General features: G+C 28.6%; 28 protein-coding genes and 1 pseudogene. 8 read left to right on the forward strand and 21 right to left on the reverse strand.

Annotated features, from left to right (window positions below; translation table 11 throughout):
• Positions 1–21: 21 nt before the first annotated feature.
• From CM240_RS16110 to CM240_RS16140, 8 genes are all read right to left on the reverse strand, one after another.
• Positions 22–399 carry a hypothetical protein gene (locus CM240_RS16110; protein WP_044040558.1) on the reverse strand — a complete coding sequence of 126 codons (378 nt, stop codon included), beginning with the start codon at positions 397–399 and terminating at the stop codon, positions 22–24.
• A 796-nt stretch (positions 400–1195) separates the two neighbouring features.
• Positions 1196–1402, reverse strand: a complete 207-nt coding sequence (locus CM240_RS16115; RefSeq protein WP_044040559.1) for a hypothetical protein — start codon at positions 1400–1402, stop codon at positions 1196–1198.
• Between the two features lie 57 nt (positions 1403–1459).
• Positions 1460–1627 (reverse strand): hypothetical protein, encoded by a 168-nt coding sequence (locus tag CM240_RS17710; RefSeq protein WP_156930646.1) that lies wholly within the window; start codon positions 1625–1627, stop codon positions 1460–1462.
• A 4-nt stretch (positions 1628–1631) separates the two neighbouring features.
• Positions 1632–1925, reverse strand: a complete 294-nt coding sequence (locus CM240_RS16120) for a hypothetical protein (protein ID WP_051483916.1) — start codon at positions 1923–1925, stop codon at positions 1632–1634.
• 231 nt (positions 1926–2156) lie between these two features.
• Complete coding sequence (locus CM240_RS16125; protein WP_044040560.1) at positions 2157–2861, reverse strand: flavodoxin family protein; 705 nt, start codon at positions 2859–2861, stop codon at positions 2157–2159.
• 32 nt (positions 2862–2893) lie between these two features.
• The gene (locus tag CM240_RS16130) at positions 2894–3640 is read right to left on the reverse strand and encodes a class I SAM-dependent methyltransferase (RefSeq protein ID WP_044040562.1); all 747 of its coding nucleotides are present in this window, start codon (positions 3638–3640) and stop codon (positions 2894–2896) included.
• Positions 3641–3750: 110 nt separating this feature from the next.
• Positions 3751–4422: a class I SAM-dependent methyltransferase gene (locus CM240_RS16135; RefSeq protein ID WP_044040564.1), complete on the reverse strand. Its 672-nt coding sequence runs from the start codon at positions 4420–4422 to the stop codon at positions 3751–3753.
• A 202-nt stretch (positions 4423–4624) separates the two neighbouring features.
• Positions 4625–5146, reverse strand: coding sequence for a GNAT family N-acetyltransferase (locus CM240_RS16140; protein WP_044040566.1), 522 nt, complete (start codon positions 5144–5146; stop codon positions 4625–4627).
• A gap of 468 nt (positions 5147–5614) precedes the next feature.
• Between CM240_RS16140 and recA the strand changes: the two genes are divergently transcribed.
• The 3 genes from recA (at position 5615) to CM240_RS17335 (ending at position 9389) form a co-directional block, all read left to right on the forward strand.
• On the forward strand, positions 5615–6607 hold the full coding sequence (gene recA / locus CM240_RS16145) for a recombinase RecA (RefSeq protein WP_044040568.1): 993 nt from the start codon (positions 5615–5617) through the stop codon (positions 6605–6607).
• 673 nt (positions 6608–7280) lie between these two features.
• Complete coding sequence (locus tag CM240_RS17330; RefSeq protein WP_162148700.1) at positions 7281–8153, forward strand: glycoside hydrolase family 44 protein; 873 nt, start codon at positions 7281–7283, stop codon at positions 8151–8153.
• A gap of 114 nt (positions 8154–8267) precedes the next feature.
• Positions 8268–9389, forward strand: a complete 1122-nt coding sequence (locus tag CM240_RS17335; RefSeq protein ID WP_084485569.1) for an RICIN domain-containing protein — start codon at positions 8268–8270, stop codon at positions 9387–9389.
• Between the two features lie 229 nt (positions 9390–9618).
• Here the strand turns inward: CM240_RS17335 and CM240_RS16155 are convergent, their stop codons facing one another.
• Complete coding sequence (locus CM240_RS16155) at positions 9619–11712, reverse strand: RICIN domain-containing protein (protein WP_156930648.1); 2094 nt, start codon at positions 11710–11712, stop codon at positions 9619–9621.
• A gap of 314 nt (positions 11713–12026) precedes the next feature.
• Here CM240_RS16155 and CM240_RS16160 point away from each other — a divergent pair, with 314 nt between their 5' ends.
• Both CM240_RS16160 and CM240_RS16165 read left to right on the forward strand, forming a co-directional pair.
• Positions 12027–12707 (forward strand): helix-turn-helix domain-containing protein, encoded by a 681-nt coding sequence (locus CM240_RS16160; RefSeq protein ID WP_044035761.1) that lies wholly within the window; start codon positions 12027–12029, stop codon positions 12705–12707.
• On the forward strand, positions 12701–13597 hold the full coding sequence (locus CM240_RS16165; RefSeq protein ID WP_084485331.1) for an IS3 family transposase: 897 nt from the start codon (positions 12701–12703) through the stop codon (positions 13595–13597). Before CM240_RS16160 ends, CM240_RS16165 begins: the two co-directional genes overlap by 7 nt.
• A 45-nt stretch (positions 13598–13642) precedes the next feature.
• Here the strand turns inward: CM240_RS16165 and CM240_RS16170 are convergent, their stop codons facing one another.
• The 9 genes from CM240_RS16170 to CM240_RS16210 all read right to left on the reverse strand — a co-directional run bounded on the left by CM240_RS16170 (position 13643) and on the right by CM240_RS16210 (position 20575).
• The gene (locus tag CM240_RS16170) at positions 13643–13873 is read right to left on the reverse strand and encodes a hypothetical protein (protein WP_051483917.1); all 231 of its coding nucleotides are present in this window, start codon (positions 13871–13873) and stop codon (positions 13643–13645) included.
• Between the two features lie 11 nt (positions 13874–13884).
• The gene (locus CM240_RS16175; RefSeq protein WP_044040569.1) at positions 13885–14340 is read right to left on the reverse strand and encodes a HepT-like ribonuclease domain-containing protein; all 456 of its coding nucleotides are present in this window, start codon (positions 14338–14340) and stop codon (positions 13885–13887) included.
• Entirely contained in the window at positions 14324–14755 is a 432-nt protein-coding gene (locus CM240_RS16180) for a nucleotidyltransferase domain-containing protein (protein WP_044040571.1), read from the reverse strand. The genes CM240_RS16175 and CM240_RS16180 overlap by 17 nt, the downstream gene beginning before the upstream one ends.
• Positions 14756–14850: 95 nt before the next feature.
• Positions 14851–15915, reverse strand: coding sequence for an ABC transporter permease (locus CM240_RS16185; protein ID WP_044040572.1), 1065 nt, complete (start codon positions 15913–15915; stop codon positions 14851–14853).
• Positions 15906–17000, reverse strand: coding sequence for an ABC transporter permease (locus tag CM240_RS16190; protein WP_044040574.1), 1095 nt, complete (start codon positions 16998–17000; stop codon positions 15906–15908). The genes CM240_RS16185 and CM240_RS16190 overlap by 10 nt, the downstream gene beginning before the upstream one ends.
• 9 nt (positions 17001–17009) lie before the next feature.
• Positions 17010–17945, reverse strand: coding sequence for an ABC transporter ATP-binding protein (locus tag CM240_RS16195; RefSeq protein WP_044040575.1), 936 nt, complete (start codon positions 17943–17945; stop codon positions 17010–17012).
• A gap of 84 nt (positions 17946–18029) precedes the next feature.
• Positions 18030–18668, reverse strand: coding sequence for a response regulator transcription factor (locus CM240_RS16200; RefSeq protein WP_044040577.1), 639 nt, complete (start codon positions 18666–18668; stop codon positions 18030–18032).
• 4 nt (positions 18669–18672) lie between these two features.
• The gene (locus CM240_RS16205) at positions 18673–19824 is read right to left on the reverse strand and encodes a sensor histidine kinase (RefSeq protein WP_044040578.1); all 1152 of its coding nucleotides are present in this window, start codon (positions 19822–19824) and stop codon (positions 18673–18675) included.
• A gap of 463 nt (positions 19825–20287) precedes the next feature.
• Complete coding sequence (locus CM240_RS16210) at positions 20288–20575, reverse strand: hypothetical protein (RefSeq protein ID WP_044040581.1); 288 nt, start codon at positions 20573–20575, stop codon at positions 20288–20290.
• A gap of 167 nt (positions 20576–20742) precedes the next feature.
• Here CM240_RS16210 and CM240_RS16215 point away from each other — a divergent pair, with 167 nt between their 5' ends.
• Both CM240_RS16215 and CM240_RS18245 read left to right on the forward strand, forming a co-directional pair.
• Positions 20743–20985 carry a hypothetical protein gene (locus tag CM240_RS16215; RefSeq protein ID WP_044040582.1) on the forward strand — a complete coding sequence of 81 codons (243 nt, stop codon included), beginning with the start codon at positions 20743–20745 and terminating at the stop codon, positions 20983–20985.
• 12 nt (positions 20986–20997) lie between these two features.
• A pseudogene (locus CM240_RS18245) lies at positions 20998–21237 on the forward strand (DNRLRE domain-containing protein); the annotation flags it as partial.
• 26 nt (positions 21238–21263) lie between these two features.
• On the opposite strand, the gene CM240_RS17905 reads toward CM240_RS18245, so the two are convergent.
• Entirely contained in the window at positions 21264–21650 is a 387-nt protein-coding gene (locus tag CM240_RS17905) for a hypothetical protein (RefSeq protein ID WP_051483918.1), read from the reverse strand.
• On the opposite strand from CM240_RS17905, the gene CM240_RS17910 reads away from it, so the two are divergent.
• A complete protein-coding gene (locus CM240_RS17910) occupies positions 21637–22032 on the forward strand; it encodes a hypothetical protein (protein WP_197537948.1) in 396 nt (131 codons plus the stop codon). The two genes, CM240_RS17905 and CM240_RS17910, sit on opposite strands and share 14 nt — an antisense overlap.
• A 175-nt stretch (positions 22033–22207) precedes the next feature.
• Here CM240_RS17910 and CM240_RS16235 read toward each other — a convergent pair whose 3' ends face one another.
• Positions 22208–22906: an ABC transporter ATP-binding protein gene (locus CM240_RS16235; protein WP_044040586.1), complete on the reverse strand. Its 699-nt coding sequence runs from the start codon at positions 22904–22906 to the stop codon at positions 22208–22210.
• An 11-nt stretch (positions 22907–22917) separates the two neighbouring features.
• Entirely contained in the window at positions 22918–25398 is a 2481-nt protein-coding gene (locus tag CM240_RS16240) for an ABC transporter permease (protein WP_044040587.1), read from the reverse strand.
• Positions 25399–25404 lie beyond the last annotated feature (6 nt).

Raw genomic sequence — 25404 nt, forward strand, 5'->3', positions numbered from 1 at the left:
TTTTACACCATCTCTTTTCTATTACTTAATTATCTTTCCCTCAATATACTGACCTTCCTGAAAGTTTTTATCTATAATCTTTTCTATTATTGATTGTGGAAGATCTATATATTTTATAATTAACGATTTCTTTTTCTTTATATATTCATAATCCTCAATTACCAACTTATTATTTTTGAGCTCTTCCAAAGATTTTAATATTCTTTTTATCCTTAAATCTGATCTTTTAACATTCCAAAGTATTGCTTCCATAGCTTTTACTATTGTTATCTCTTCTTCATTATTAGGAACTTTCGTTGCCTGTTTCAACCTTCTCTTTTGATACCATACTGCATATTGCTGAGCATCTTTGCTTAGGTTGTCATAAGCTTCCTTATTAAAGTTGTAACTACTATTCATAATTAAAAGCTTCTTTAAGAATGGTCCACAGGCTATCGTAACTTTATCTCTATCATCATTTTCATCTATATATGCACTTATAATGTTCCCTACAATAGATACTCCTTATATATGATATTATCTCCTTATCAAAATCATTCATTGCTTTGGTAGCTTTAAGTAATGCTATTTGTGTTACAACATCCATAACGTCTTTACCAGCTACAAGCTTTATATTTAGTTTCATTATATTAATTTATTATTGAAAATATTTAAATTCAATAATTCAACATATTGGATGATTTATTTTTCCGCTTCATCATAAACTACATTTTTGTAAAATAACCATGTTTCACCGTTATATTTAGACTTACATATTCCATACCATGTATTCTTAACAATAATTACAGGATTTTCAAACTTAATATATAATATCCCATCAATTTCATAAGGAGAAGTTATCTTTGATTCATATGTTAAACCATTTATCTTGAATTGATAATCTGTAGAAACTTTTTCAAATGTTTTACCACCATTTGTCGTTCTATACAGTGTAGGTAGCCTATGGAACTCTTTATATGATACTGATAAAAAACCAAGATTTTCATCTATAAATGTTAATTTTATATTTTCAATATAATTACTAGAAAAGACATTGTTATTTACAATAACAGACTCACTTGTATCCTTATTATACTTATATAAAGTATATATTTTAATTATATTAAAAGGAGCTTTTTGCTATATTCCATAACTATAAGCTTTACTGAACCCCACGTCTAACGATGGGTTTTCTAAATAAAAAAAAGCTAATACCTTAAGAATTAAGGCATAGCTCTATTAATCTATATTCAAAATCACGAAGAGTTTTAATATTTTTTAATTCCCCTAAAACATCTTTATTATCCTTTAATTTTTCTATATATAATATAATTGCCATTGTCTTATAATTTACAGTATCTCTATAGTCTATGAAATCTCTCTGTACCTGTGTTAATACATTTTTATTATTTAATACATCCATGATAATCCCCCAACCTATCTTTCAATTTTAATTAAAATTTAAAAATTTTATTAAATATCAACTTATATTAATCTTTTTTCTTTTAATAATCTTGTACATATATTCTCTAAGTGCTGCACTAACAGTTTTACCTTCATTATTAACTATTGTTTCAAATTCTTTATACTTCTCTAAATCAATCATAAAATGTACATGCTTTTCTTCGCCTTTATTAAGTCTTCCCATATATTTAAGCCTCCCTCCCAAATAATTCACATGGTAACACCTTTTCAAGGCACCAAATCTCTGCATCTATATCACTTATAGGTCTTATTCTAGAACTACCAACAGTAACTATATTCCCTAACTTTTCAGCAAATCTTGTTTTTGGTCCGCCTCCTTCGTATATATAATATTCACCAACTTCATTTTTATATAAAATTTCAAATTCATAGTTAGCACTAAGATTATTAGACTTCCATGTTTCATATATTAACTTATCTTTTTCTGTATCAAATACCTGCCCTTTAATTTCCCTTCTCATATAATTCTCTCCTTTTATCTTGTTCTTATCTGTCTATAATTCTTGCCACATACACAAATTTTAAACATAAGTTTGATAAAAACTTTACACATTTTTTCTACATGCTCTAGTAAAGACAAACGCCTCAATAAATCTTAAATATAATCGTAATTACAAAAAAATAAATTAGGAGAGTAGTTCCTGCTCTCTCCTAATCATGAAAGTTTTTTAATTAAGTTGCTTTATCCTACCTTACAATTTGTTATTCCATGGACGTTCCTTAGCTAACCATCCATTACTTTCCCAGTATTCTTTTTCTACTGGGCTAGAACCCCAACCTACCTTTTGCATCATTCTCATCATATTGAATAAGAGTTTTGTCTTAATACCAACTCTTGTTTTTTGTTCTTCAGAGAATATCTTTGCGATTCTGTCTGTGTCGCTCTGAATCTGTATTTTCCGTTTCTCTGGTACTTGTGCCCAATTCATTGACTGAACGCTTATTCCATAAGTTCTAATATAAGGGACTCCCCAATAAAGCAAGGTATTAGTAATATCCTTTATAGCTGATTTTGTCCCCCTCCCTGCAGCTGTTGAAACCACAATTGCCTTTTTGCTAAACATACATTTTCTTGGTTTGTGCACCATCCAATATGTAAATGTTAAATCCATAAAACTTTTCATCGGTGCAGATGCTCTCATACAGTATGTAGGAGTAGTGAAAATTAGTAAATCTGCTTGTTCCACAGCATCCATTATTTTTTTCTTTTTAACATAAAAAGGACATTTACTTTCATCTTCAATACAATTATAGCAACCAAGACAAAAATAGTTTAAGTCTTTCGGCAGGAAAAATTCAGTGACTTCCTTTGCTGTATTGATTTTATCAGCAATCATTCTACCAATATGATATGAGCTACCTTTATGATTTTGTCCATGTATAAGTACTATTTTCATAATCTACCCCTGCAAATTCTAATTTATATATACTATTTAACAAAAAGCATATTCAGTACACTTTCTGTGATCCAAATTTCATCTCCATCCACTTCAATACAATATCCCGAAAGAATATCTTGATTCGTTTCAGAGATAATATCCTCATATTGTGAAGCTCCTTTGCGTGGAAACCTAATGCTAGTTGTCTTATTTGATATAAAACTAAATCCTACATGCTCCAACATTTCTTTATACTCATCTAAATAATAAAATCTAACATGTCCATCCGGTTTCATTTTCATAAATTTATCAACAAAACGACAATAATCATTTCTATTTGGTGTAGGGTCAGAAATGATCAATTTCCCATTCGGCTTAAGTATACGATACATATCACTAAATGCCTGTTCTATATCAGGAAAATGGTGTAAAGCATACCTCGTAATTATGGAATCTATACTGTCATTATCAAAAGGAAACATATAGCCATCATACGAAACAAAAGACAAATTATCCAACTTTTCTTCTATTACCTTTTTACTATTTCGTTTCAGCGTTTCCTCAACTATATCAAGACCAATTATTTTTGAATCAGAATATCTTCTAGCTAGTGGGAATGCAATATACCCTGTACCTGTTCCTAAATCTAATACTGTGCTACCAGCTTTAACCTTTAACATATTTATCAAAAGTTCTAAATGACTATCATCTGTTGTCTGTTTCTCATAAAAATTCTTTTCAGAAAAACTCTCTTCAAACCCTTGCCTTACCACTTTTATTTTATCACTAACATTCATATATCATTTCTCCAAATTCCAATATACTATTCTTTACCTCTACCACACCAGTTCTCTCCGTTCCCCACCTGCTACTACTCTGTATAATTCTTATTCTCATAAACTAGAATCTATTTTATTGCAACAATAACAGAGAATTTCTGATTTGAATAAATACATTTTACTTCTCTGAAATTATTCTTTTGAAGCATCCCAATTTCATCTTCAACAGAACATTCTCTATCAAGTTTTCTCCGTTCCTGCCATCGTTCTAAATCAACTTTAGAAAGCCCACTTTCTCTTAATTGATTTTCCCAAAATGAATCAAACCATATATTCATTTCTATTGAACCAGCACAGAATTGATCGTAATTGATAAACAGACCACCTTTAGGAAGTTTATCATATATACGTGAGAATAATTCCTTTTTACCCCCGTGTTCCAAATGATGAATCGATAATGCGGAAGCAATAACATCAAATTCCCCTGTAGGTAACCTTTGAGAATAATCTAAGATTTGAAAAGATACATTCTTCAAACCAGCAAATCGTTTTCTTGCAACATCTAACATTTCTTCAGCTATATCTACAAGAACATATTCTGATTTTGGAAAGCACTGATACCAGAAAGCTGATAAAAGTCCCGTCCCGGCACCTAAATCCAATATTCTTTTTGGTTCAGTAATATTTGATGTTATAAAATGCGTTGTTCCTTCATAAAAATCATCAAAACATGGTATAAATTTTTTGCGATTAACATCATATTCTTTAGCAATAAGATTAAATTGCTCATCTATATTCATAATTGTTCCTCCAAATTCTAATTTAGTATTTTGCAAAATTGCATCCTACCAGATGCCCTACTAGCATCTAGCCAAAAGATAAGCCTAGTAAAATATTTGTTCATCATCATAAAAATAAATGCTATTTTTCTCAATTATTTATATATTATGGTAATCAATTAACGTATCGTCTATATTAAAAATATAATACTCATATTTTTAATTAACACTTTCTATTAATTATAATTTCACCATTACATACCCTCAAATCATATTTCATCCTTATACGCCCATTACTGATAAGACAATCATCTTTAAAACCAAATGTTTTATATAACCTGCGTGCAGATTCATTTTTCTCATACACATTTAATATCATCTCATTTATTTTACGATCTTTCGCCCAATTAATTGATGCATTAATAAGTTGCCTTGCAATACCTTTCCTGCGACCATCTGGTATAACATACAAATCACTTAACTTAGCATAATATATAATTTCATTTCCAGTATCAGATATTCGCTCTTTATGTTGTGTGCGTACAAATCCATTGATACTCTTATGATTTTCAGATACAAAAATAGTAGATTTTTCTCCAATTAGTGCTGTTTCAATCCACAATAATATTTCATCATCTAAATTGTTATCATCTGGATCAAATCGACTCATTTCCAAGATAAAATCACGATAAAGTTTTCTTAAAATTTTAACATCTTCCTGCGTCGCTTTTCTTATAATATCCATAAATCTCATCCTTATATAAATAATCTTTCTTACAAATCCTTATTTATCTATTAACTCTGTAATTTAAATTTGTAATAATATACCTATATTATACACCAATAACTTTTTGACCCCAATATCTTTTATCCATCACCACATCGGTTTTCTCAGTTTCCCTTTGCTACTACTCTATATAATACCTATACTTATATCTGGGTTAATCTTTCCTGAGTTAGTTTTAGAAACTAGTACTATATTTAACCTGTAGCTTAAATAAGTGTAATTTAAAAAGCAGCTATTTCTAAAGGTAATTCATCTTCTATTTTAAATTTTTCTTACGAAAAAAATTTTATTTTGCTAAAATGAATATAGCTATTATTTCGTGAATGCACAAGAAAACGTTTACTGTAATTAATCACAGAAATCTTATTTATAGAAATTAACGAAACTTATTAATATATTAGAAAAACATATAGGGGGAATAGGTTAATGGATGATAATAAATTAAAAATGTTAAAAGATATAATTACAAAAATAGAACGTGACAATGGAAAAGGTTCTATTATGATGCTTGGAGATTCTGCTCATGACAGTTCCATTGAAAGTATTTCTACTGGTTCTATTAGCTTAGATATCGCATTAGGTGTGGGCGGTGTTCCTAAAGGTCGTATTATTGAAGTTTATGGACCAGAATCAAGTGGTAAGACAACAATTGCTTTGAATATCATCGCAGAAGTTCAAAAAAAGGGGGGTATAGCGGCATTTATTGATGTAGAAAATGCACTAGATCCTTTATATGCGAAAAATATTGGTGTGAATCTTAATGAATTATATATTTCTCAACCCGATAATGGAAATGAAGCATTAGAAATTACAGAGACAATGATTGCATCTAATGCTATTGATATTATTGTAATTGATTCAGTAGCAGCTTTAGTGCCAAAGCAAGAAATTGAAGGTGAAATGGGTGATAGCCATATAGGGTTACAAGCTAGATTAATGTCTCAAGCCTTAAGAAAATTAACTCATATAATAAGTAAATCAAATTGTATTGTTGTGTTTATTAATCAATTAAGAGAAAAAATTGGAATAATGTTTGGTAATCCAGAAACGACAACAGGAGGTCGTGCTTTAAAATATTATGCTTCAGTTCGTTTGGATGTTAGAAGAATTGAAATCATAAAAAAAGGTGAAGAAGCAATTGGAAATCGCACAAGAGTTAGAGTGGTAAAAAATAAAGTGGCACCTCCTTTCAAAGAAGCAGAATTTGATATAGTTTTTGGACAAGGCATATCAAAAGAAGGTGATATTCTTGATTTAGCAGTTAAAATTGGCAAAGTGGACAAAAGTGGTGCTTGGTATATATATAATAATGAAAGAATTGGTCAAGGAAGAGAAAATGCAAAAGAATACCTAAGAAACAATCTCGGTATTATGGAAGATCTTGAAAAAAGTATAAGGGAATATTATAACTTGTGCTAGCTAAAGTATATATAGCATACATTTTCTTTTTTCATCCATATATTCTCATACTTAAATAGATTCTTTCACTCTTTAGGAAATCTCACATTTAATATACTCCTTCAAATATCAAATTATTTAAAACATTATAAGATTTCACAATTCTCTATTCGTCTAACTTTTTCTCCATTAAGATATCACTATTCTTCATTCACAATATTGGAATTTCTTTTAAGACTGATAGAACTACTATTCTATCAGCCTTAACTAGTAAATTAAATTTGGGGTATTAATCTTTAAAATAAAAACTTTTCAAATTTATACATTATGTCTTTTATAAATGATATTCCTGGATTATAATACTAAGATTTGAGATAAATAATTTAAGTAAGAAAGCTAAAATATATGGAGATTTTAGTAAGACTCTTATTGTTGATTCTCAACTTTTAGGAAAGATAGAATAAATATAAAATAATTTAAAAAGCAGTAATAAAATTTTGATATTTCTTATTACTGCTTTTTATATTGAAATTAATTTGTCGAAATTACAATAAAAACCATAGAAATAATTGTAATATGTAAATTTATGTGATACACTTCAAATACATCATGTTAATTTATTCCATGTAAACATATTTAACCGCGACCTTATTAGGTAAAAATAATTAATACGTTAAATTTAGGAGGGATGTATATGAAGAATAAGAGACTATTATCTGTATTACTATCAACAACATTATTAACATCAATAATCTCGTCTCAATTTACAATGGCTTCAAGTGAAACTTTTGATGTAAATATCAGCGTTAATACTAAAGAAGATAGGACAAAAATTAGTCCATACATTTATGGAACAAATTTTGATGATCTTTCTGCTACCGTTAATTCAAGAAGGTTTGGTGGAAATAGATTAACTGCTTATAACTGGGAAAATAATGCATCTTCTGCAGGATCAGATTGGAATCAAAGTAGTGATAACCATCTTGTTAATGGTTTATCTAGCAGTAAACAAAATGAACCTGGGGCAGCAGTTACAGATTTCCATGATACAAATATAAAAAATGATATTGATTATTCCCTTGTCACATTACAAATGGCTGGATATGTAGCAAAAGATACAAATGGCACAGTGAACGAATGGGAAAAAGCTCCTTCTAACAGATGGGCAGAAGTTAAAGTAAGTAAAGGAAGTTCATTATCTACTACTCCTAATACAAATGATAATTATGTATATATGGATGAGTTTATAAATTTCTTAGTAACAAAGTATGGAAAAAGTAATACTACTAAAGGAATTAAAGGCTACTCATTAGATAATGAACCTGCTTTATGGAGTGAAAACCATCCTAGAATACATTCTAATAAAGTTACTTGTAGCGAATTAATAAGCAAGAGTGTAGAACTTTCAAAAGCTTTAAAAAAGATAGACTCTAATGCTGAAACTTTTGGACCTGCCTTATATGGATTTAGTGCATATGATTCATTACAAGATGCTAGTGATTGGGGCCAATATAAAAATGACTATGATTGGTTTATTGATTATTATCTAGACGAAATGAAAAAATAATCTGATACCGCTGGTAAAAGATTATTAGATGTATTAGATTTACATTGGTACAGCGAAGTAACTGTAGATGATAAAAAAATTACAGATTCACAAAAGACTAGTGATCGTGAAATAATGAAGGCAAGAGTTCAGGCTCCAAGAACATTCTGGGATTCTTCATATAAGGAAAATAGCTGGATAGGTCAATGGAGAAGTGAGTTTTTACCACTTATTCCAACTGTTCAGGAAAGCATAGATAAGTATAATCCAGGAACAAAACTAGCATTTACAGAATATAACTTTGGTGGTGGCGGAGACATCTCCGGAGGAATATCCCTTGCTGATACACTTGGTATCTTTGGTAAATATGGTGTATACCTTGCAACATTATGGCCTTTAAGTGATAAAGCTGATGAATTAACATATCATAATGCAGCTATGAATTTATATACTAATTATGATGGTAAAAAATCATCTTATGGCGATACTAATGTTAAATTAGATAACTCAGATACTGTAAATAGTTCTGCATACGCATCTATCGAAGGTAACGACGACTCAAAAGCACATATTATTGTAATGAATAAAGATCTAGATAAAGCTATGAATGCCAATATATCAATTACATCAAATAGCACCTATACTAAAGGTACAGTATATGGATTTGATAAGAACAATGATACAGTAGTGAAATTAGGAACAGTCAATAATATTAAGAATAACAAATTCACTTACAAATTAGATGAAATGAGTGTAATACATATAGTCCTTGAAGGAGAAAGCTCCAGTACTTCTGTTGATAAAAACGGAATAATCGATGGAGGCATCTATTACATAAAAAATGTTAATAGCGGTCAATACTTAGACGTTTACAATGGAATTGATAAAAATAATACCAATATACAACAACATCCTGGAAATAAATTATCAGCACAACAATTCAAAGTTGTATCTACAGGAGATGGGTATTACAAATTAGTTTCTCAAGTAGGTAATGGTAAAAGAGTAGTAGATGTATCGGGAAAGAAAAGTACAAATGGAGCAAATATAATACTCTATGATGATAAAGAATCAGACAACCAAAAGTTTAAATTGGAAGATTTAGGTGATAGTAAATATTTAATTAGAACCAAAATCTCTAAAAATAAATCTGTTGTAGAAGTAAAAGATGCAAGTAAAGCAAAAAAAGCTAATGTACAGCAGTGGGAATATAATAAACATAAGTGTCAACAATGGGAGTTTGAATTAGTAAAATAACTACAAAATCTACTTGAATACTTCAAATAGATGAGACTGTGAAATAAAGTCTGTAAATAAAAAAATAGCAGCTTTCTATAATAAAATAAAATTATTATAGAAGGCTGTTTTTTATGAGAAAAATACACCTCCAAATGATAAATCTATTTATTTAACATTTGAGGTGCACTTTTTTGTGATAACCTATACTTTTAAACTCTTTAATACCTAACGCAAATATTAATCTTTATTAATTCACTTTTTCAAATTTCCAATGTTGCCAATTTCCATCAATAAATCCCCATTGTTGAATATTTGCTCCACTTGATTTGCTTCCGTCCTTAACTTCTACACATCCTTTATCATTAGATGCCTTAGTTAAAATAGAATATGATCCATCTGAATTCTTTTGGATTTTAAATAATTGAGCATCACTTGCTGTATCTGTATGTATTCTTATATTGGTACCATTAGCCGCTTTTCCATAATATACATCTAATAAAAATTTCTTTCCATTTCCAAGTTGTGAGTATAAATAGTAATATCCATTTCCAGCCGAAACTACTTTCCAGGTATTATGTGCTGCCGCTTTACTAGCGCCCCATTGTTGAACGTTAGCACCTTTCTTGGCTTCTCCATCTTTTACTTCTAAATACATATTTGTAGCTACATTCTTAATCATATACACTCCATTATTTTCTATCGACTCACTACTTGTTGAGGAAGATGAAGTAGATTTTATTGGGGATGCTACCTTTTTATTTACATATTTTGAACATTCACTATAATTTATATATTTTAAATCTGATAATTTACTTACCGCTCCTGCATATTTAGTACAGAAATCTTTAGTATCATTATCACCATATGCTTTAATAATTGAATATCCATAGTTTGATGATGGCTTCCATGTAGTTGATTTTGTCCCTTCTGGTAATGTTACTTTATATGGTGTAGTAACAGGTTTTTCCCCTTTATTTGTATATGAATCTACATCGGTACATGTAGCTTTAGAATCTACTGAAAATTCATAATCCCAATAACCGCTAGATTCTTTTTGATAGTTTTCAAATCTATTGCTTTCAGAATAAACTTGAGATCCCTCTCCACACTTTATAGCTGCATATCCATCATTTTTAGTAGCTGCAGAAGATCTCTTATAAAAATTATTATAGACATGAAGACTACCATTTCCAAGTTGAGGTGCTCTATGAACTATTGAGTCAAAATAATTATACATAACAGTCGCTCTGTCTTGTGATGTTCCACCAGCTCCAAAAGCTACTCCCCAGAAACGATGAGAAAATTTATTATATGATAAAGTAACAAAATCTGGATCTTTCTCAGCATACTCACTTCTATTTACCCATATAAACTTACCAACTTCATCTTTATCTAATGCAAGAGAGTTATTAAACGTACAATGATCAACCCAAACATTATTTGAACCATATACAGCAAAAGCAACTACATCTTCTCTATCTTTAACTTGAATATCTAAATTCTTCAGAATTATATTGTTACTAACACTTTCCTTTTTAAAATAGTCATCAGTTCTAAGTCTAGGATCTGTCAAAGTCTTTGCACCATAAGAACCGATAATTGTCTTATTAGATGCTATTCTTAAATCATACATTTCACTGTTGCAATTATTTATATTTTTAGAAATAACAATTGTTAATGGCTCCGTTTTTAATAATGCATCTTTTAACGAAGGTAAATCACTAACAAAAACGGTCTTACCTAATAATCCTCCAATTGTACCTGCTTTTTCACCTTCGCTTACTAAACAATTACCAGCAAAACCTTCTAAGCCATCACAGTTTATCTTCCACTTTTGCTCAGTTGCTCCTGTATACTTTTTTAATGATACAGTAGAATCTTCACTATCATATGTTAATGCCATATTAGAATCTTTAACATTTGTTATTTTGTAATAAAGATAATTTCCTAAGTAATCTTTATCTACTCCAGTAATCTTCCATTGTTGTGTTTTATCCCCTTCATCAGATTTTATAACACAACTAGTACCGGCAGAATATTTATTATTCTTTGTAGATAATAATTTTTCTGTTTCCATATTTACGATTTTGTAAACCCCATCAGAGACATACTTTATCTCCCAATTTTCATTCTGTGTTCCCGTAGCTGATTTAATATTCAATACAGAATTATCTGAAGTTCCTTTGATATTAAGATTTTTGCCAGTACCTGTTGTAAATTTCACAGCTTGAGCTGGATAATCTGTTGCTGCTTGTACATATTCCATTGGCATATTCACCAAAACTAACGACAATACAAAAATAGCCGCAATCATTTTACTTAATAAAGTCATTTTTTTCATTGAAATCCCTCTTTTCTATAGTAATATAAAATCATATTTATACATTTTGTAATAGTTACCAATAATATTATTATACCACAAAATATGTATTTTCAACATAATATTACTATATTCGACTTAAAGTAATTCTATTCTTAAAAAATATAAGTTATATTTTGAGGCTCAAAGAAAGATAGTCCATGCTCCTTAGCCAATTTTTGTATGGTATCATTAAAAAACTCTGCATAATCCATATCACAACCAATTGATATGCTCCCCTTATGGTAGACACATAAAATAATTAAAATGTCTATCATGAGAGGGAGTATTTTTTTATGTGTAAAAAACGTAATTTTAGTGCTGAAGAAAAAGTTAAATATGTTGAGGAATATCTAAAAAGTAAAAATAGTATGAGTCATTTTTCATCTATGCTGGGGATTGCCTTAGAATCTTTTCGTCAATGGATTCGTAACTACAATAGTATAGGCGCGGAAGCCTTTACGATGGAAGGATATAAGGGCTATTCTAAAGAATTGAAATTACAAGCAGTAGAAGCTTATTTGTCAAATTTATATTCTCAAGATGAAATTTGTGCAAAATATAAAATACGTTCAAAAACGCAACTACAAAGATGGATTTCAATATATAATAGTCATAATAAACTAAAATCTTCTGGAGTTGGAGGGACAGCAATTATGACTAAAGGTAGAACTACAACTTATAATGAACGTATTGAGATTGTAAAGTATTATATAGAAAATGATAAAAATTACGCTAAAACAGCAGAAAAATTTCAAATATCATATCAACAAATATATAGTTGGATTAAGAAATATGAAACCAATGGCATTGAAGCACTATTAGATAAACGTGGAAAGCGAAAGCTTGCCGATGAAATGTCTGAAATAGAAAAGTTAAAAGCGAAAAACAAATTACTTGAAGCCGAAAATCGTAGACAACAGATGGAGATAGAATTCTTAAAAAAGTTAGACGAAATAGAAAGGAGGCGATTTTAAGTAAAACAAAAAATGAATTTATCTATTTAGCAATACAAGAGTTGCATAAGCAAAAATCTTTTTCTATTAAAGAATTATGTGAAATAGCCGGTATTGCACGCTCCGCATATTATAAATGGACGAATCGCAAAGTAAGTATGAATGAAAAATTTAATGAGGTGTTATTATCACTTATACAAGAATCATATGAAGAAATAAACGGAATATTAGGATATAGACAAATGACTATAAAATTAAATCGTGAAAATGATTTTCATGTAAATCCAAAGAGAATTTATAGGCTTATGTGTATTCTTAATCTAAAGTCAGTATGTCGTAGAAAACGAAAAACTTATAAAAAATCTACACCTGAAACTGTAGCTGATAATATTCTAAATAGAGATTTCTATGCAGATAAATTTGGTGAAAAGTGGCTCACAGATGTAACGGAAATGAAGTATGGTATTGGAAAGAAAGCATATTTAAGTGCAATTCTAGATCTTTCTGATAAGAGTATTGTCTCTTTTGTAATTGGGCATTCAAATAATAATAATCTAGTGTTTCAAACATTTGATATTGCCCGTAGGGAGTATCCGCAGGCTACGCCTATTTTTCATAGTGATCGTGGTTTTCAGTATACTTCAAAAACATTTAAGAAAAAGCTTGAAGAAGCTAATATGATTCAAAGTATGTCACGAGTATCACGTTGTATTGATAATGGTCCAATGGAAGCATTTTGGGGTATGTTAAAATCAGAAATGTATTATTTAAAGAAATTTAATTCATATGAAGAATTAGAAGCAGCAATTATAGAGTACATAGATTATTACAATAATCGTAGATATCAAAAACGTCTCAACTCTATGACTCCGTTAGAATATAGGGAGTATTTATTAAAATCTGTAGCATAAAATATAGCTAACCACAAAAGTGATTAGCTATATTAAATATTTTTATTATTTCACCTGTCTACTTGACAGGGAGCAGTTCACAATGATAACAAACCCTTTACCTTTATTTTTATCCATTGGCACATCTATTTTCTCTAAATCATTATAAAATTCATCTATTATTTCTATATCTCCAACTTGTGAAGTATCACCAATACATAATCTCTCATATAGATTATTTGCTGAAATGACTCCACTAACCTCATCACTATTCCAAACTGCACAATACCAATCCATTTTATCCTCCATTATCTACTTTTATACTTTAAAACAACACTATCCTTACTTTCTTCTAAAAATATCTCTAAATATGCAAGTTCGTTAAAGCAAAATTCCTCAATTTGCTTTTCACATTCTTCTCTAATGTAGTAATCATGAGTATATCTATTTCGAAGTTTCACAGCTAAAGATAAGTAATTTTTTAAATTTTTATCAAAGAAGCCCATTTCTGATGCTGTTTCTATAAGTTTTGTCGCTGAAGTACTACTATTAATTTTCCCATTATTTATTACAATGTAACTTTCACACATATCTATTATATACTCTGAAAAATCCTGAAAAAAAGCAAACATAGCTCTTTTAACAATTCTATTTTTATTACTTTTGTACTCAGTTATTGTATATTTTAAATCTTCTAATGTGTTGTATGCACTTTTATATTTTTCTAAAAACTTTTCCTTTTTATATTTATAATATGGACTCATCTATAATCCCTCCAAAATAGCTATATTGTTCATCTATCTTTAATGTCTTTTCAAAATTTCTATTATTCCTAGCATATTTTAATACATAATGCATAAAATCAAACCATAAATCATCATTTACAATATATTGTTCATCACTATCTACAGCAATCCTAGCAAATTTATTATAAAAGTCACTATAATGAACAAAAGTTAAATGTATCTTATCGTATTTATAAAAATCTATACATAATGTATTTACTTCATCTTCAATATTAATTGTATCCATAAAATTAACATTAGGTCCAACAACCACAGCTAAATCTATGTCACTTCTATCCCTAATCCACTCTTTAGTTCCATAGCTTCCAAATCTACATACTGATACAATTCCATTAATGTTTTTTAGTGAATTTATAAACTCTACCTTGTTCATCCGTGACCTCCATTGCATATTTTGAAATTAATATTATTATATCATATTAAAAAAGCCAGAAAACATTTTGTTTTCTGGCTTTCCAATACCCATTCTTATTCTTTAACAAACTGCCTTAATCTAAAACTTCCAGCGGTAAAAAATACTAGAGACATTAAAACTATAATTAAAGTAGGTACTATAATCTCATTTGTATTTATAATTCTTAATAACCACGTAAATGGTGAAATAATACTTATTCTACTTATTGATATAGGAATATTTTTGTAATCTGTAAATTCTGTGCCCAACATACCTAAACCAAAAGCTAATAATCCAAAAATTATTGTAAATAAACTTGCAATTACTGGGTTCTTAATCCATCTTGTTACAGCTACAACTATAGCAGTAGTAATTAAACTGCCAAGGAAAATAATAAAAGAGCCCTCTGGAATTTTATTAGCGTGAATTTTGGTGATATTTGCTAGAAAAATGAATCCTGCTACTGATAATATACCTTGTAATAAAAATGATGATATAAATAAACTTCCTAAAATAGTGATGTCTTTATTAGCAGTTGCAATAGTTCTCCTTAGTACTTTTTGTTCTTTAAGTTTTATAATTTCAGTAGATACTATCGATCCTCCTAACATCATAAAATAACATAACATTATAATTGTCATTTTATATGTTTCTTTTTCTTCCTTTATATTTTTTACAACAGTATTAATTGAATTTGTACTTAATCCTTCTGTTACCTTCTCTTCTAATACATTAAATATATAATTTTCTATTATATTCTCTGCCATCATTGATCCATTACTAGTTTCAACAGTATAGCTTTTAACTTCAGGTGCTTTTCCATCTTCTATTTGTTTTTGAAAATTACTATCTATAACATAAATCACACCAAGTTTATTTTCTCTTAAAAGATTATAATTATCTTCTATTTGTCCACTTAACTTATCAATGGTGTATTCTTTTTCAAGTTCTAAAATCATTTCTTTAGAGTAATTTGACTTACTATTATCTATTATTCCTATACCTTCTATTTTTTCACCTGAAATTGTTCTATTCATAAACAATAACATTATTACAGGCATAATTATGGTCATTAATAGTATACTTGGATTTTTTAATTGTCTCTTTATATTAATTAAAACTAATCTTCCTAATTGCATAGTTTTCGCCTCCCACTAATAATTGCTTTTATTATAGCAAGTGAATAAATAATAATAGCTATAGCTAATATCATAAATATCCATTTCCAGCCTCCACTAAGATTTCCGTTTAAATTATATAAAGTAAAAGCATTATTTAAATAATGAGTAGGTGATATTATAGTTAACTTATTACCTTTTAAAGAAAACATTTCAGTACTAGCAACAGGTATAAAAAATATAATATATGAGATAATTTTCCCATACTTTGCTTTAAATACTGTAATTATCGTTTGACATAAAAATACTACTAATAAAGTTGATGTTGAAACTAACACCAATAAATCCAATATATTACCCTTAAAACTTAATCCTGTAACTCTAAAGAATATAACATAGGCTGTAATTATTATAAAAACGTATATAATATGTGCTAAAGTATCATAAAATAGATATTGTATTTTTGTTACTGGCGCTACATTTACTCTGTTTTCTATATTTACAGATTTATCATTATAAGCTCCTTGTGCCATTATCATTATCAACATTACTATTACAAAACCAATCATAGATGCTGCATACTTTTCATACATATTATTTGTTTTCATTGTATCTATTTTTATATTATCTATAATTTGTGTATCAAAAAATTTATCTAAATCTTCTACATTACCATTAGATAATGATATATATAAATTCTGATGATATCTATCTAATATTGTTTTTAACGTATTTGTAGCGACTTCCTTTTCTTCAGTTTTTCTATTTATTGTTATACTACCTTTATTTTTATTTAGAATATTATCTTCATACCCTTTATCAATCACTAATTCCACGTCTGAATCTTTATCAGTTACTTTTATCAACTCTTTTAAATCTTTTCCTTTTATTATCTCTACTAGCTTTTTAGACATTTCACTACTATCATTATCAACGACCTTTACATCTAATACGCTAAGTTTAAGAGGATTTTCATTGGTTAAATTATTAAAATACCCCATAAAACATGCCATAATAATAGGAAATATAATAAAATACGATAAAACTACTGCTCCACTGGAAACCATACTTTTTAGTGTTGATTTTACATAATAAAAAGTTTTCATCTACATCACCTAATTCCTTAATGTTTTTCCTGTTAATGATAAAAATACATCTTCTAACTTTATATCATCATAAGTGATTTTTTTTATTACAACACCACTACTTTCTAGTATTGATAATGCAGTAGAAAGTGTAAACTTAGAATTTATTGTTATAGATAATACATTATCTTCCTCCAAAACCTTCTCTACTCCCTCTATTCCCTTAAGTCTAACTAAAACTTCACCATTAATACCGTCTGCCTCTACTCTTATTTTATTATTTGAAGAAAATGATGCTTTTATCTCTTCTTTATTACCATAAGCAATTTCCTTTCCTAAATCTATTATGAATACCCTTTTACAAAGTTCCTCAATCTCTTCCATATAATGAGATGTGTATAATACTGTCGTACCCCACTCTTTACATATAGTTCGTATAAAAGAAAATATATGATTCCTTGACTGTGGATCTACCCCTACTGTTGGCTCGTCCAATATTAACACCTTAGGATGATGTAAAATTGATACTGCAATATTTAACCTTCTCTTCATGCCCCCTGAAAATTTCTTTACTTTTTTTCTTTTAGTTTCCTCAAGTCCCGTAACTCTTAATGCTTCTTTTATTCTTTCCTTTAACTCTTTCCCTCTTAATCCATATAAGGCACCAAAAAACTCTAAATTGTCATAAGCATTCATCTCTTCTAATAATGCCAAATCTTGTGGTACATATCCTATACACTTTTTTGCCTTAATTGGATCCTGTAATATATCATATCCACATATCTTTACTGTCCCACTATCTGGTACTAATAGTGTCGTCATTATATTTATCAGTGTAGATTTACCTGCTCCATTAGGACCTATAAATCCGAATACCTCTCCTTCTTCTACTCCATAGCTAATATTATCTAACACCAACTTATCATTAAATCTTTTTGTTACGTTCTCTACTTCTATGATAGCCATAAAAATACCCCCTAAAATCTTTTAATCATATAATAAAGTATTTTAGGGGGTATTACTATAACTTAAAGTCACTAAAAAAATGACTTAAGTCACTATTCCATTTTTAAAAGCAAAGATAGCTATCTGTGTTCTATCTCTTAATTGTAACTTTGATAAAATATTTGTTATATTATTTTTTATCGTTCCTTCAGATAAAAAGAGCTGTTCTGCTATTTCCTTATTTGTTAATCCTTTTCCTATTGCTTCTATTATTTTAATTTCTTTTTCAATAAGATTGTATTTATCGATATTACTTTTTATATTCCATCTATTCTCCATCATTTTTGATGCTACATCTGGATGGACAACCATATTACCTTTATAAGCAGTCTTTATACCTTCATAAATCACATCATGAGAACTATCCTTTAACATATATCCAAAAGCACCATACTTTAATGCCTCTTCTATATATTCTTTATCCTTAAAAGTTGTAAGAATTATAACTTTTATTCTAGAAAATTGCTCTTTTATTATTCTCGTCCCCATAACACCATCACAATCTTTCATTCTAATGTCCATAAGTACAACATCTAGATCATTAGTTTTACACACTTCTAAAGCTTCATATCCATTTTTCGCCATATCAACCACTTCTATATCATCATATATAGAAAGCATTAGCTTAAGTCCTTCTCTTATAAGTTCTTCATCATCAACAATTAATAATTTAATCTTTTTCAAAACACTATACCTCCACTTCTTTTGGAACGATTATTCTAACAAAAAAACCTTTTCCACTAACAGATCTCATATCTACAGTAGCCTCTATTTCCTCTGCTCTTTCTTTTATACTCTTAAGGCCAACTCCACTTTCTACTATTTTATATGTTCCAATGCCATCGTCACTAAATGAAATAATAAATTCACTATCTGTAAAATTCATTATCACTTTAATTGTTGAAGCTTTTCCATGCTTTAAAGAATTGGACAATACTTCTTGTGTTATTCTATATAAATGATTTACTTGTTTTGTTGATAAATTCCATTGCCCTTTAGATATAATTACCTTTACTTCTATCCCTGTCATTCTTTGAAAGTTTTTACATACATCTTGTAATCTCAAAATTCCCTTATAATTTTCATATTGATCTGACTTTAATTCCCTAACAGCCCTTTTAACATCTTGAAAACTATCATTAATAAAGCTTCTTAATTTTTTTATTGTATTCTTCATTGTACTATTCTCTTTTTCAGCTATAGCCTCCATAGCTGTCAACTGAATCATCGCCGTAGAAAGCGCATGTCCAACACTATCATGAATTTCCCTAGATATTCTATTTCTTTCCTTTAATAAAGTAATTTCTTCGATGGAATCAACATAGCCTTCCAATTCCTTGTTAACTTCAATAAGCTTTTCCTCTGAAACTCTAAGCTTATCATATAGCTTCTGCGCCTCAAGCTTTGTACTATAAAGTCTTGCTATATAACTTAATAATATGTAAAGTAATTCAATTATAATAAAGTTAATAAAGCTTGCTTCCTTATCCTTTCCAAAGGTAGCCATAATAGCAATAACAATAATTATCACCGCATATATATACTTTACTTTTTTATTATTTAGAGTAAAAATATCTATAATTACTCCAATTAAGTATATTAAAATATATCCCCCAAACTTTAATTGTGCTAAAGGAATTAGTGCTAATTCTATCAATATAGATATTATTTTCTCTATATCACTTTTAAAATAAAATATCCTTATATTATTATTTATAATAAATAATAATATAAAAATAATACTTACTATACTACTATTTTGACACTGAATGAATATTTGAAATAGAAGTATACCAAAAGAAATATATCTTATAAAAATCAATTCTCTACTTTTTTCCATACTCTTCTCCATTTTAATTTTACTTATTTGTTTTATATTTTAATAATTTCTTCATTCTTTTTCAATTACCATATATATCATTAATTTTAATATATTAGATAATCTAAACATAGTAAAATTAATTAGTATATTTGCCTAATATTCTGTATGTGTCGAAGCATTATCTAATGTAGATATTAAGTTTAGTTTAGAATATAAAAAATATTTATTATAGAATGTATAAATTATTTTACTTCTATCCATACTATAATGGTAAAACCAAACTGAATGTAGGAGGAAACGACGATGATGAATCAAAGTAACCAAAACATTCAATCCTCAGAGGCTTACGAAGGAAATGATGCTGGAGATAAGCCACATGACACGTAAGGCTTATAAGACTTAATGTGTCTTATAAGCCGGTAAGGTTTTATAAAAAACGGACCTACTTATATATAATTATTATGTATAAGTAGGTCCATTCTTATTTTATATTTTTATGTGTTAATTTCATAATATCACTATAATTATGAGCTGTAATTACTTCTACAGTATATAAATCATCATTGATTTTATCAATCTTACTAATAACCTCATTTCTGAATTCAATTAAATTTTTAGTTTCATTTACTACTTCTTTAAGGTTATTTTCTACGTTACCATTACTAGAGTTAATTTTTGCAACCTCTTTCTTTATAAATGATACTTCATTCATCAATAACTCTAACTTTTTATCCATATTCTTTACTATACTTATTATGTCTTTATCCAATTTATCACGTCCTTATCGCACAATTATACTATAAGTTTTATAAAAAGGAAATGGGACATACTCTCTATAAAACACACTTTATCCTACTTCTCTTTTAATCTGAACCTATTCAACAAACCTTTCATAATATATATAATAAAAACAATTTATAAAAGGAGTTGATACTGTTGCATTCTATAAAAGATATTATATCAACTGGAACTAGTTATATAAATAATATAAATTCAAATAAGAACTTCTATGATTGCGATCCTTTACTAATTGGAATAGCAAGAAATTCTGTTCACAATAGAAATGAATATAGAACGTTGATTAAATTTGACAACCTTCGTCTTCGTCACATTAAATCAGCATTTTTATATATTTTTTTAAACGGAGTAAGATCTAATACTCACAAAGTTACTATATAATTAAAAGAAAATATAGATGATTTTGATATTAGATCAGTTACTTGGTCAAACGCACCTAGAGTAAATCCTAATAGTGAAATTTGTTTTGATATACGCCCAGAGGATATTGGTAAATATATAAAAATAGATATAACACCAATCATTAATAATTGGATCAAAACTAAAGAAAACTTCGGGGTTACTCTCTTCGATGATAGCAAATGTAATAATTCACTAATCCAATTTTCGTCATTAGATTCTGACAACCCACCTTATTTATCTATATGTTATGACAAAGATCATAAACCATGCCATAAAGTTAAATGTATAACTGGACCTACAGGACCTGCTGGACGTACTGGTGCCACTGGAGCTACTGGGGCTGCTGGCGCTGTCGGTGCCACTGGACGCACTGGGGCTACTGGGGCTGCTGGCGCTGTCGGTGCCACTGGTACCACTGGGGCTACTGGTACCACTGGAGCTACTGGTGCCGCTGGCGCTATCGGTGCTACTGGGGCTACTGGTGCCACTGGGGCTGCTTGCGCTGTCGGTGCTACTGGGGCTACTGGTGCCACTGGGGCTGCTGGTGTTAGTATCACTGGCGCTACTGGTGCTACTGGAGGACAATGTTCTTCTGTATACGGAAAATTCGGAATTACTGGTACTACTGGCGTGGATGGTTCCATTGCTGTTACTGGATCTGTTCCATTAACCAGTCCATTCCATACTGCTAATATAACTTTTAATGAAAATACAACCCCTACAATTATTGATATTCCAGGTGGATATATTTATAGTGTAAGTTGGAGTATGACCTTAAAACCAAATTCTAATGCTTCATTTATACAAGGTGATTTAAATCTTAATAATAGTTCTATAAGCAGTATGCAATTTTTAACTAATTCATCTTCAAGTAATGGTGTTGACTTACAAAATACAACATTACTTCAAGTAGATAATGATTCAACTTTAATATTGCAATATTATGCTCATAAACAACAAAATCAACCTACAGATGTTGAAATAATATGTGCTACTGTTAATATATTCTCAGTATGCAAACTTTAATCTAGTGTCTAAATTTTATATTTAAAATAGAATTACCCCAAATATATTTCTATATTTGGGGTAATTCCATACTGATTTATTCTATAAAGCGGAATGCGAAATCGATATATCGCATTATTTACTATACTATTGTTTTGTGTCACTTTTATGACGAATTTATGAAGAATAGTAATTTTTAACCTGCATTTTCTATGTTTTCTTTTAAGACTATTTCTCCATCTAGTAACTTTAATATTGAATCACCATAATAAGCTGCTGACTCTGCATGAGTTACTTGAACTATCGTAGTCCCAAATTTCTTATTTATATCTCTAAAAAGTTCCATTATACTTTCTCCTGTTTTAGAATCAAGATTTCCTATTGGCTCATCAGCTAAAATTATCTCTGGTTTAAAAAGAAGTGCTCTTGCAATAGCAACCCTTTGTTGCTGACCACCTGAAAGTTCCCTTGGCGTCATTTTACGTTTATCTTTTAATCCAACAAGATCTAAAATATTATTTAAATCTTCTTTATAGTTTTTTATCTTCTTCCCATCCATTAATAAAGGTAATAATATATTATCCTCTATTGTAAGATTAGGTACTAAATTATAAAATTGAAAAACAAAACCTACTTCCCTACGTTTCATTTTAGCTTTTTCCTTTTCTTTAAGAGTACTTATATCTCTCCCATTTATATTTATTACTCCTGATGTTGGATTATCAAGACCTCCTAATAAATATAATAAAGTAGATTTACCACAACCAGAAGGTCCCATTATAGATAAAAAGCTACCTTTTTTCACTGTAAAATTAAGACTCTTCAGTACTTTAACCTCATCATTTTTCCCTAATTTAAAAGATTTATTTAAATTTTTAACTTCAATAGCATTCATAGTAATACCCCCTATTCATATTTCATTTCATTAATAATAGAAAACTTTCTTCCTTTAAATATTGATGGTAGTATAGATAATACAATTAGTATTACAAGTCCTAATGTAAGGTTGGAAATTATTGTGAGATCTAAAGCTACTGTCATATCAAATCCTATTAATTTAATCACATTAGTTACAAGGTTTATAGTTACATGAGCTAACGGTATCATAAATACCATTGACCAGAGTATTGTTAATAATCCTTGATAAAGTAAAAGTCTATTTTTTTGTCTTTTACTCAATCCTAATGAATGAAGCAAAGCTAAATTCTTTTTAGAATTTAAATAACATATATTCATATTATTTAATACACCAAAAGCAGCAATCATAACAGTTATACCTGAAAAGAAACCAAGTACAGTCATCAGATTCTCATTATTCTCTATATTTTCTTGTTTTAATTCTTCTGATGTCGATACTTCAGCTAAGTAATCCCTAAGAGGTTTTTTTATTGCATCTTTAACCTTATTTGCATCACCTTTTGTGTTAGCAATAATCTCAGTACTCATATATGGATTAAATAAATCTATTAGATCACTATTTTTCATCATCATAAAATAACCATTCCAGTATAACTTACCATCAATGACTGAAACTATTTTTACTTCACAACTTTTATCATCAATTTTTAATTTAATAGTGTCTCCTTTATCTAAATTTAAACTTTCTGATACTGATTTTGTAATAATTACTGAAGGTTTTTTTGCTTCCTTTAAAGCCTTATAACTTTCTTTACCTTCATTACTATCCCAAGATAAGTATTTATCATAGTTTAAATATTTATCTTCATCAATACCTATTATAGGAATCATTTCTTTATCTACTTCACTATAAGTAAAATTAACACTTTGTATAGAGTTCTTATCTATATCATCTCTATTCAAAACCTCATTAATAATCTTATCTTTACTATCTAAAATAGGAGTCCTACTAAATGAAATAGATATATCACTTTTCATATCATCATATGCTCCTGATACAACATCTTTTAAACTACTACTAACGGATGTAATAATTATTACTGATAATATAGAAATAATTATTAGTGTTATACTATTTAATAACTCTTTTGATGTTCTTACATTATTAAAAGCTATAGCTATTATTGATGTTTTATCTCTTATAATTTTATGAACTGCTATAGAAATTAAATCGATTATTTTTGGAATTATAAATGCTGAACCTAAAAGAATAATTAAATCCCCCGCCATCGATATATTGATACTTTCCTTAAATTGCAATACCCTACCAATTAATAATAATATAGTTCCAATAATTGCTTTTGTCCAACCTACTTTAAATGTATTATTTAAAGCACCTAGAATAACATCTTTAATTGGTAGCTTTCTTACTTTTAATACTGGTAATAATGATGATATAACAGAAAGTCCAATTCCAAAAGCTAAAGCTACAACTATATAACTTAATCTAAAATTAGGAGTATTAATTATCCCTTCAGCTGCAAATGGTGAAGTGGCATAGGATACTAAATATAAAATTCCATAGCCTCCAAAGAACCCTAATATTCCTCCAAATAAACCATAAGTAAAACTTTCTAAAAATAATATTGATATTATTTTTTTCTTTGTAGCTCCTTGACTTAAAAATGTTCCTATTGTTGGCATCCTTTCTGTAACAATAAGCTTAAATGAACTACTTATAATAACGACACTAACAAGAACTACAATAGAAAGCATTACATAAAATATAGTTATTATTTGACTTAACATGCTATCTATTATATTTTCATCAAAAGCCTTTTCAGCCTTAAAATCTTTATTAACACTATTAAATACTTTTATTGAATCTTTTAATGTCTCCTCTGTACCTGTGGCAAAAACATTATTGTACTTATTCTTCAAATCAAATTTTTCTGATATAAATTCATATGGTACAATAATTGTAAAATTATTTTCTTGATCTTGTGATAAAGTACCTTCATTAGAATATACAGCATAAACGATAAAACCTATTTTTTCTCCATTAACTGAAATTTCTAATTTATCATTCTCTCCAATTTTAAGTTTTTCACTTATTCTTTTTGAAATTATACATTTCTCTCCATCAAAATTATCAAGAGACTTTTCACCTTTTATAAATTGATTTTTATTTATATTTACATTTTTTCTACCTTCAATAGACACTGAAGACATATCATCTTTATAAGAATAAGACCCACTTACTGTAATAGATGGATTTATGTCTTTAATACCATTTTCTTTTAGCTTATCAATACTAAAAAAGCTTTCTCCATTTTTCTCTGTAATTACAATATCTCTTCCCTCAAAAGTTTCCGTAACTTCTTTTGTAACTATATCTGTAATAAGCCCTGTCATACCGTAACTTCCTACAAATAATGCTGTACTTAAAAACACTGCCAATAATAATAGTAAAAACTTACCCTTTTTCTCAGTCATTGATTTTAAGACAAATTTCAAAAAAACCTTCATATAACC

This window comes from Clostridium bornimense (assembly GCF_000577895.1).
GTDB lineage: Bacteria > Bacillota > Clostridia > Clostridiales > Clostridiaceae > Clostridium_AN > Clostridium_AN bornimense.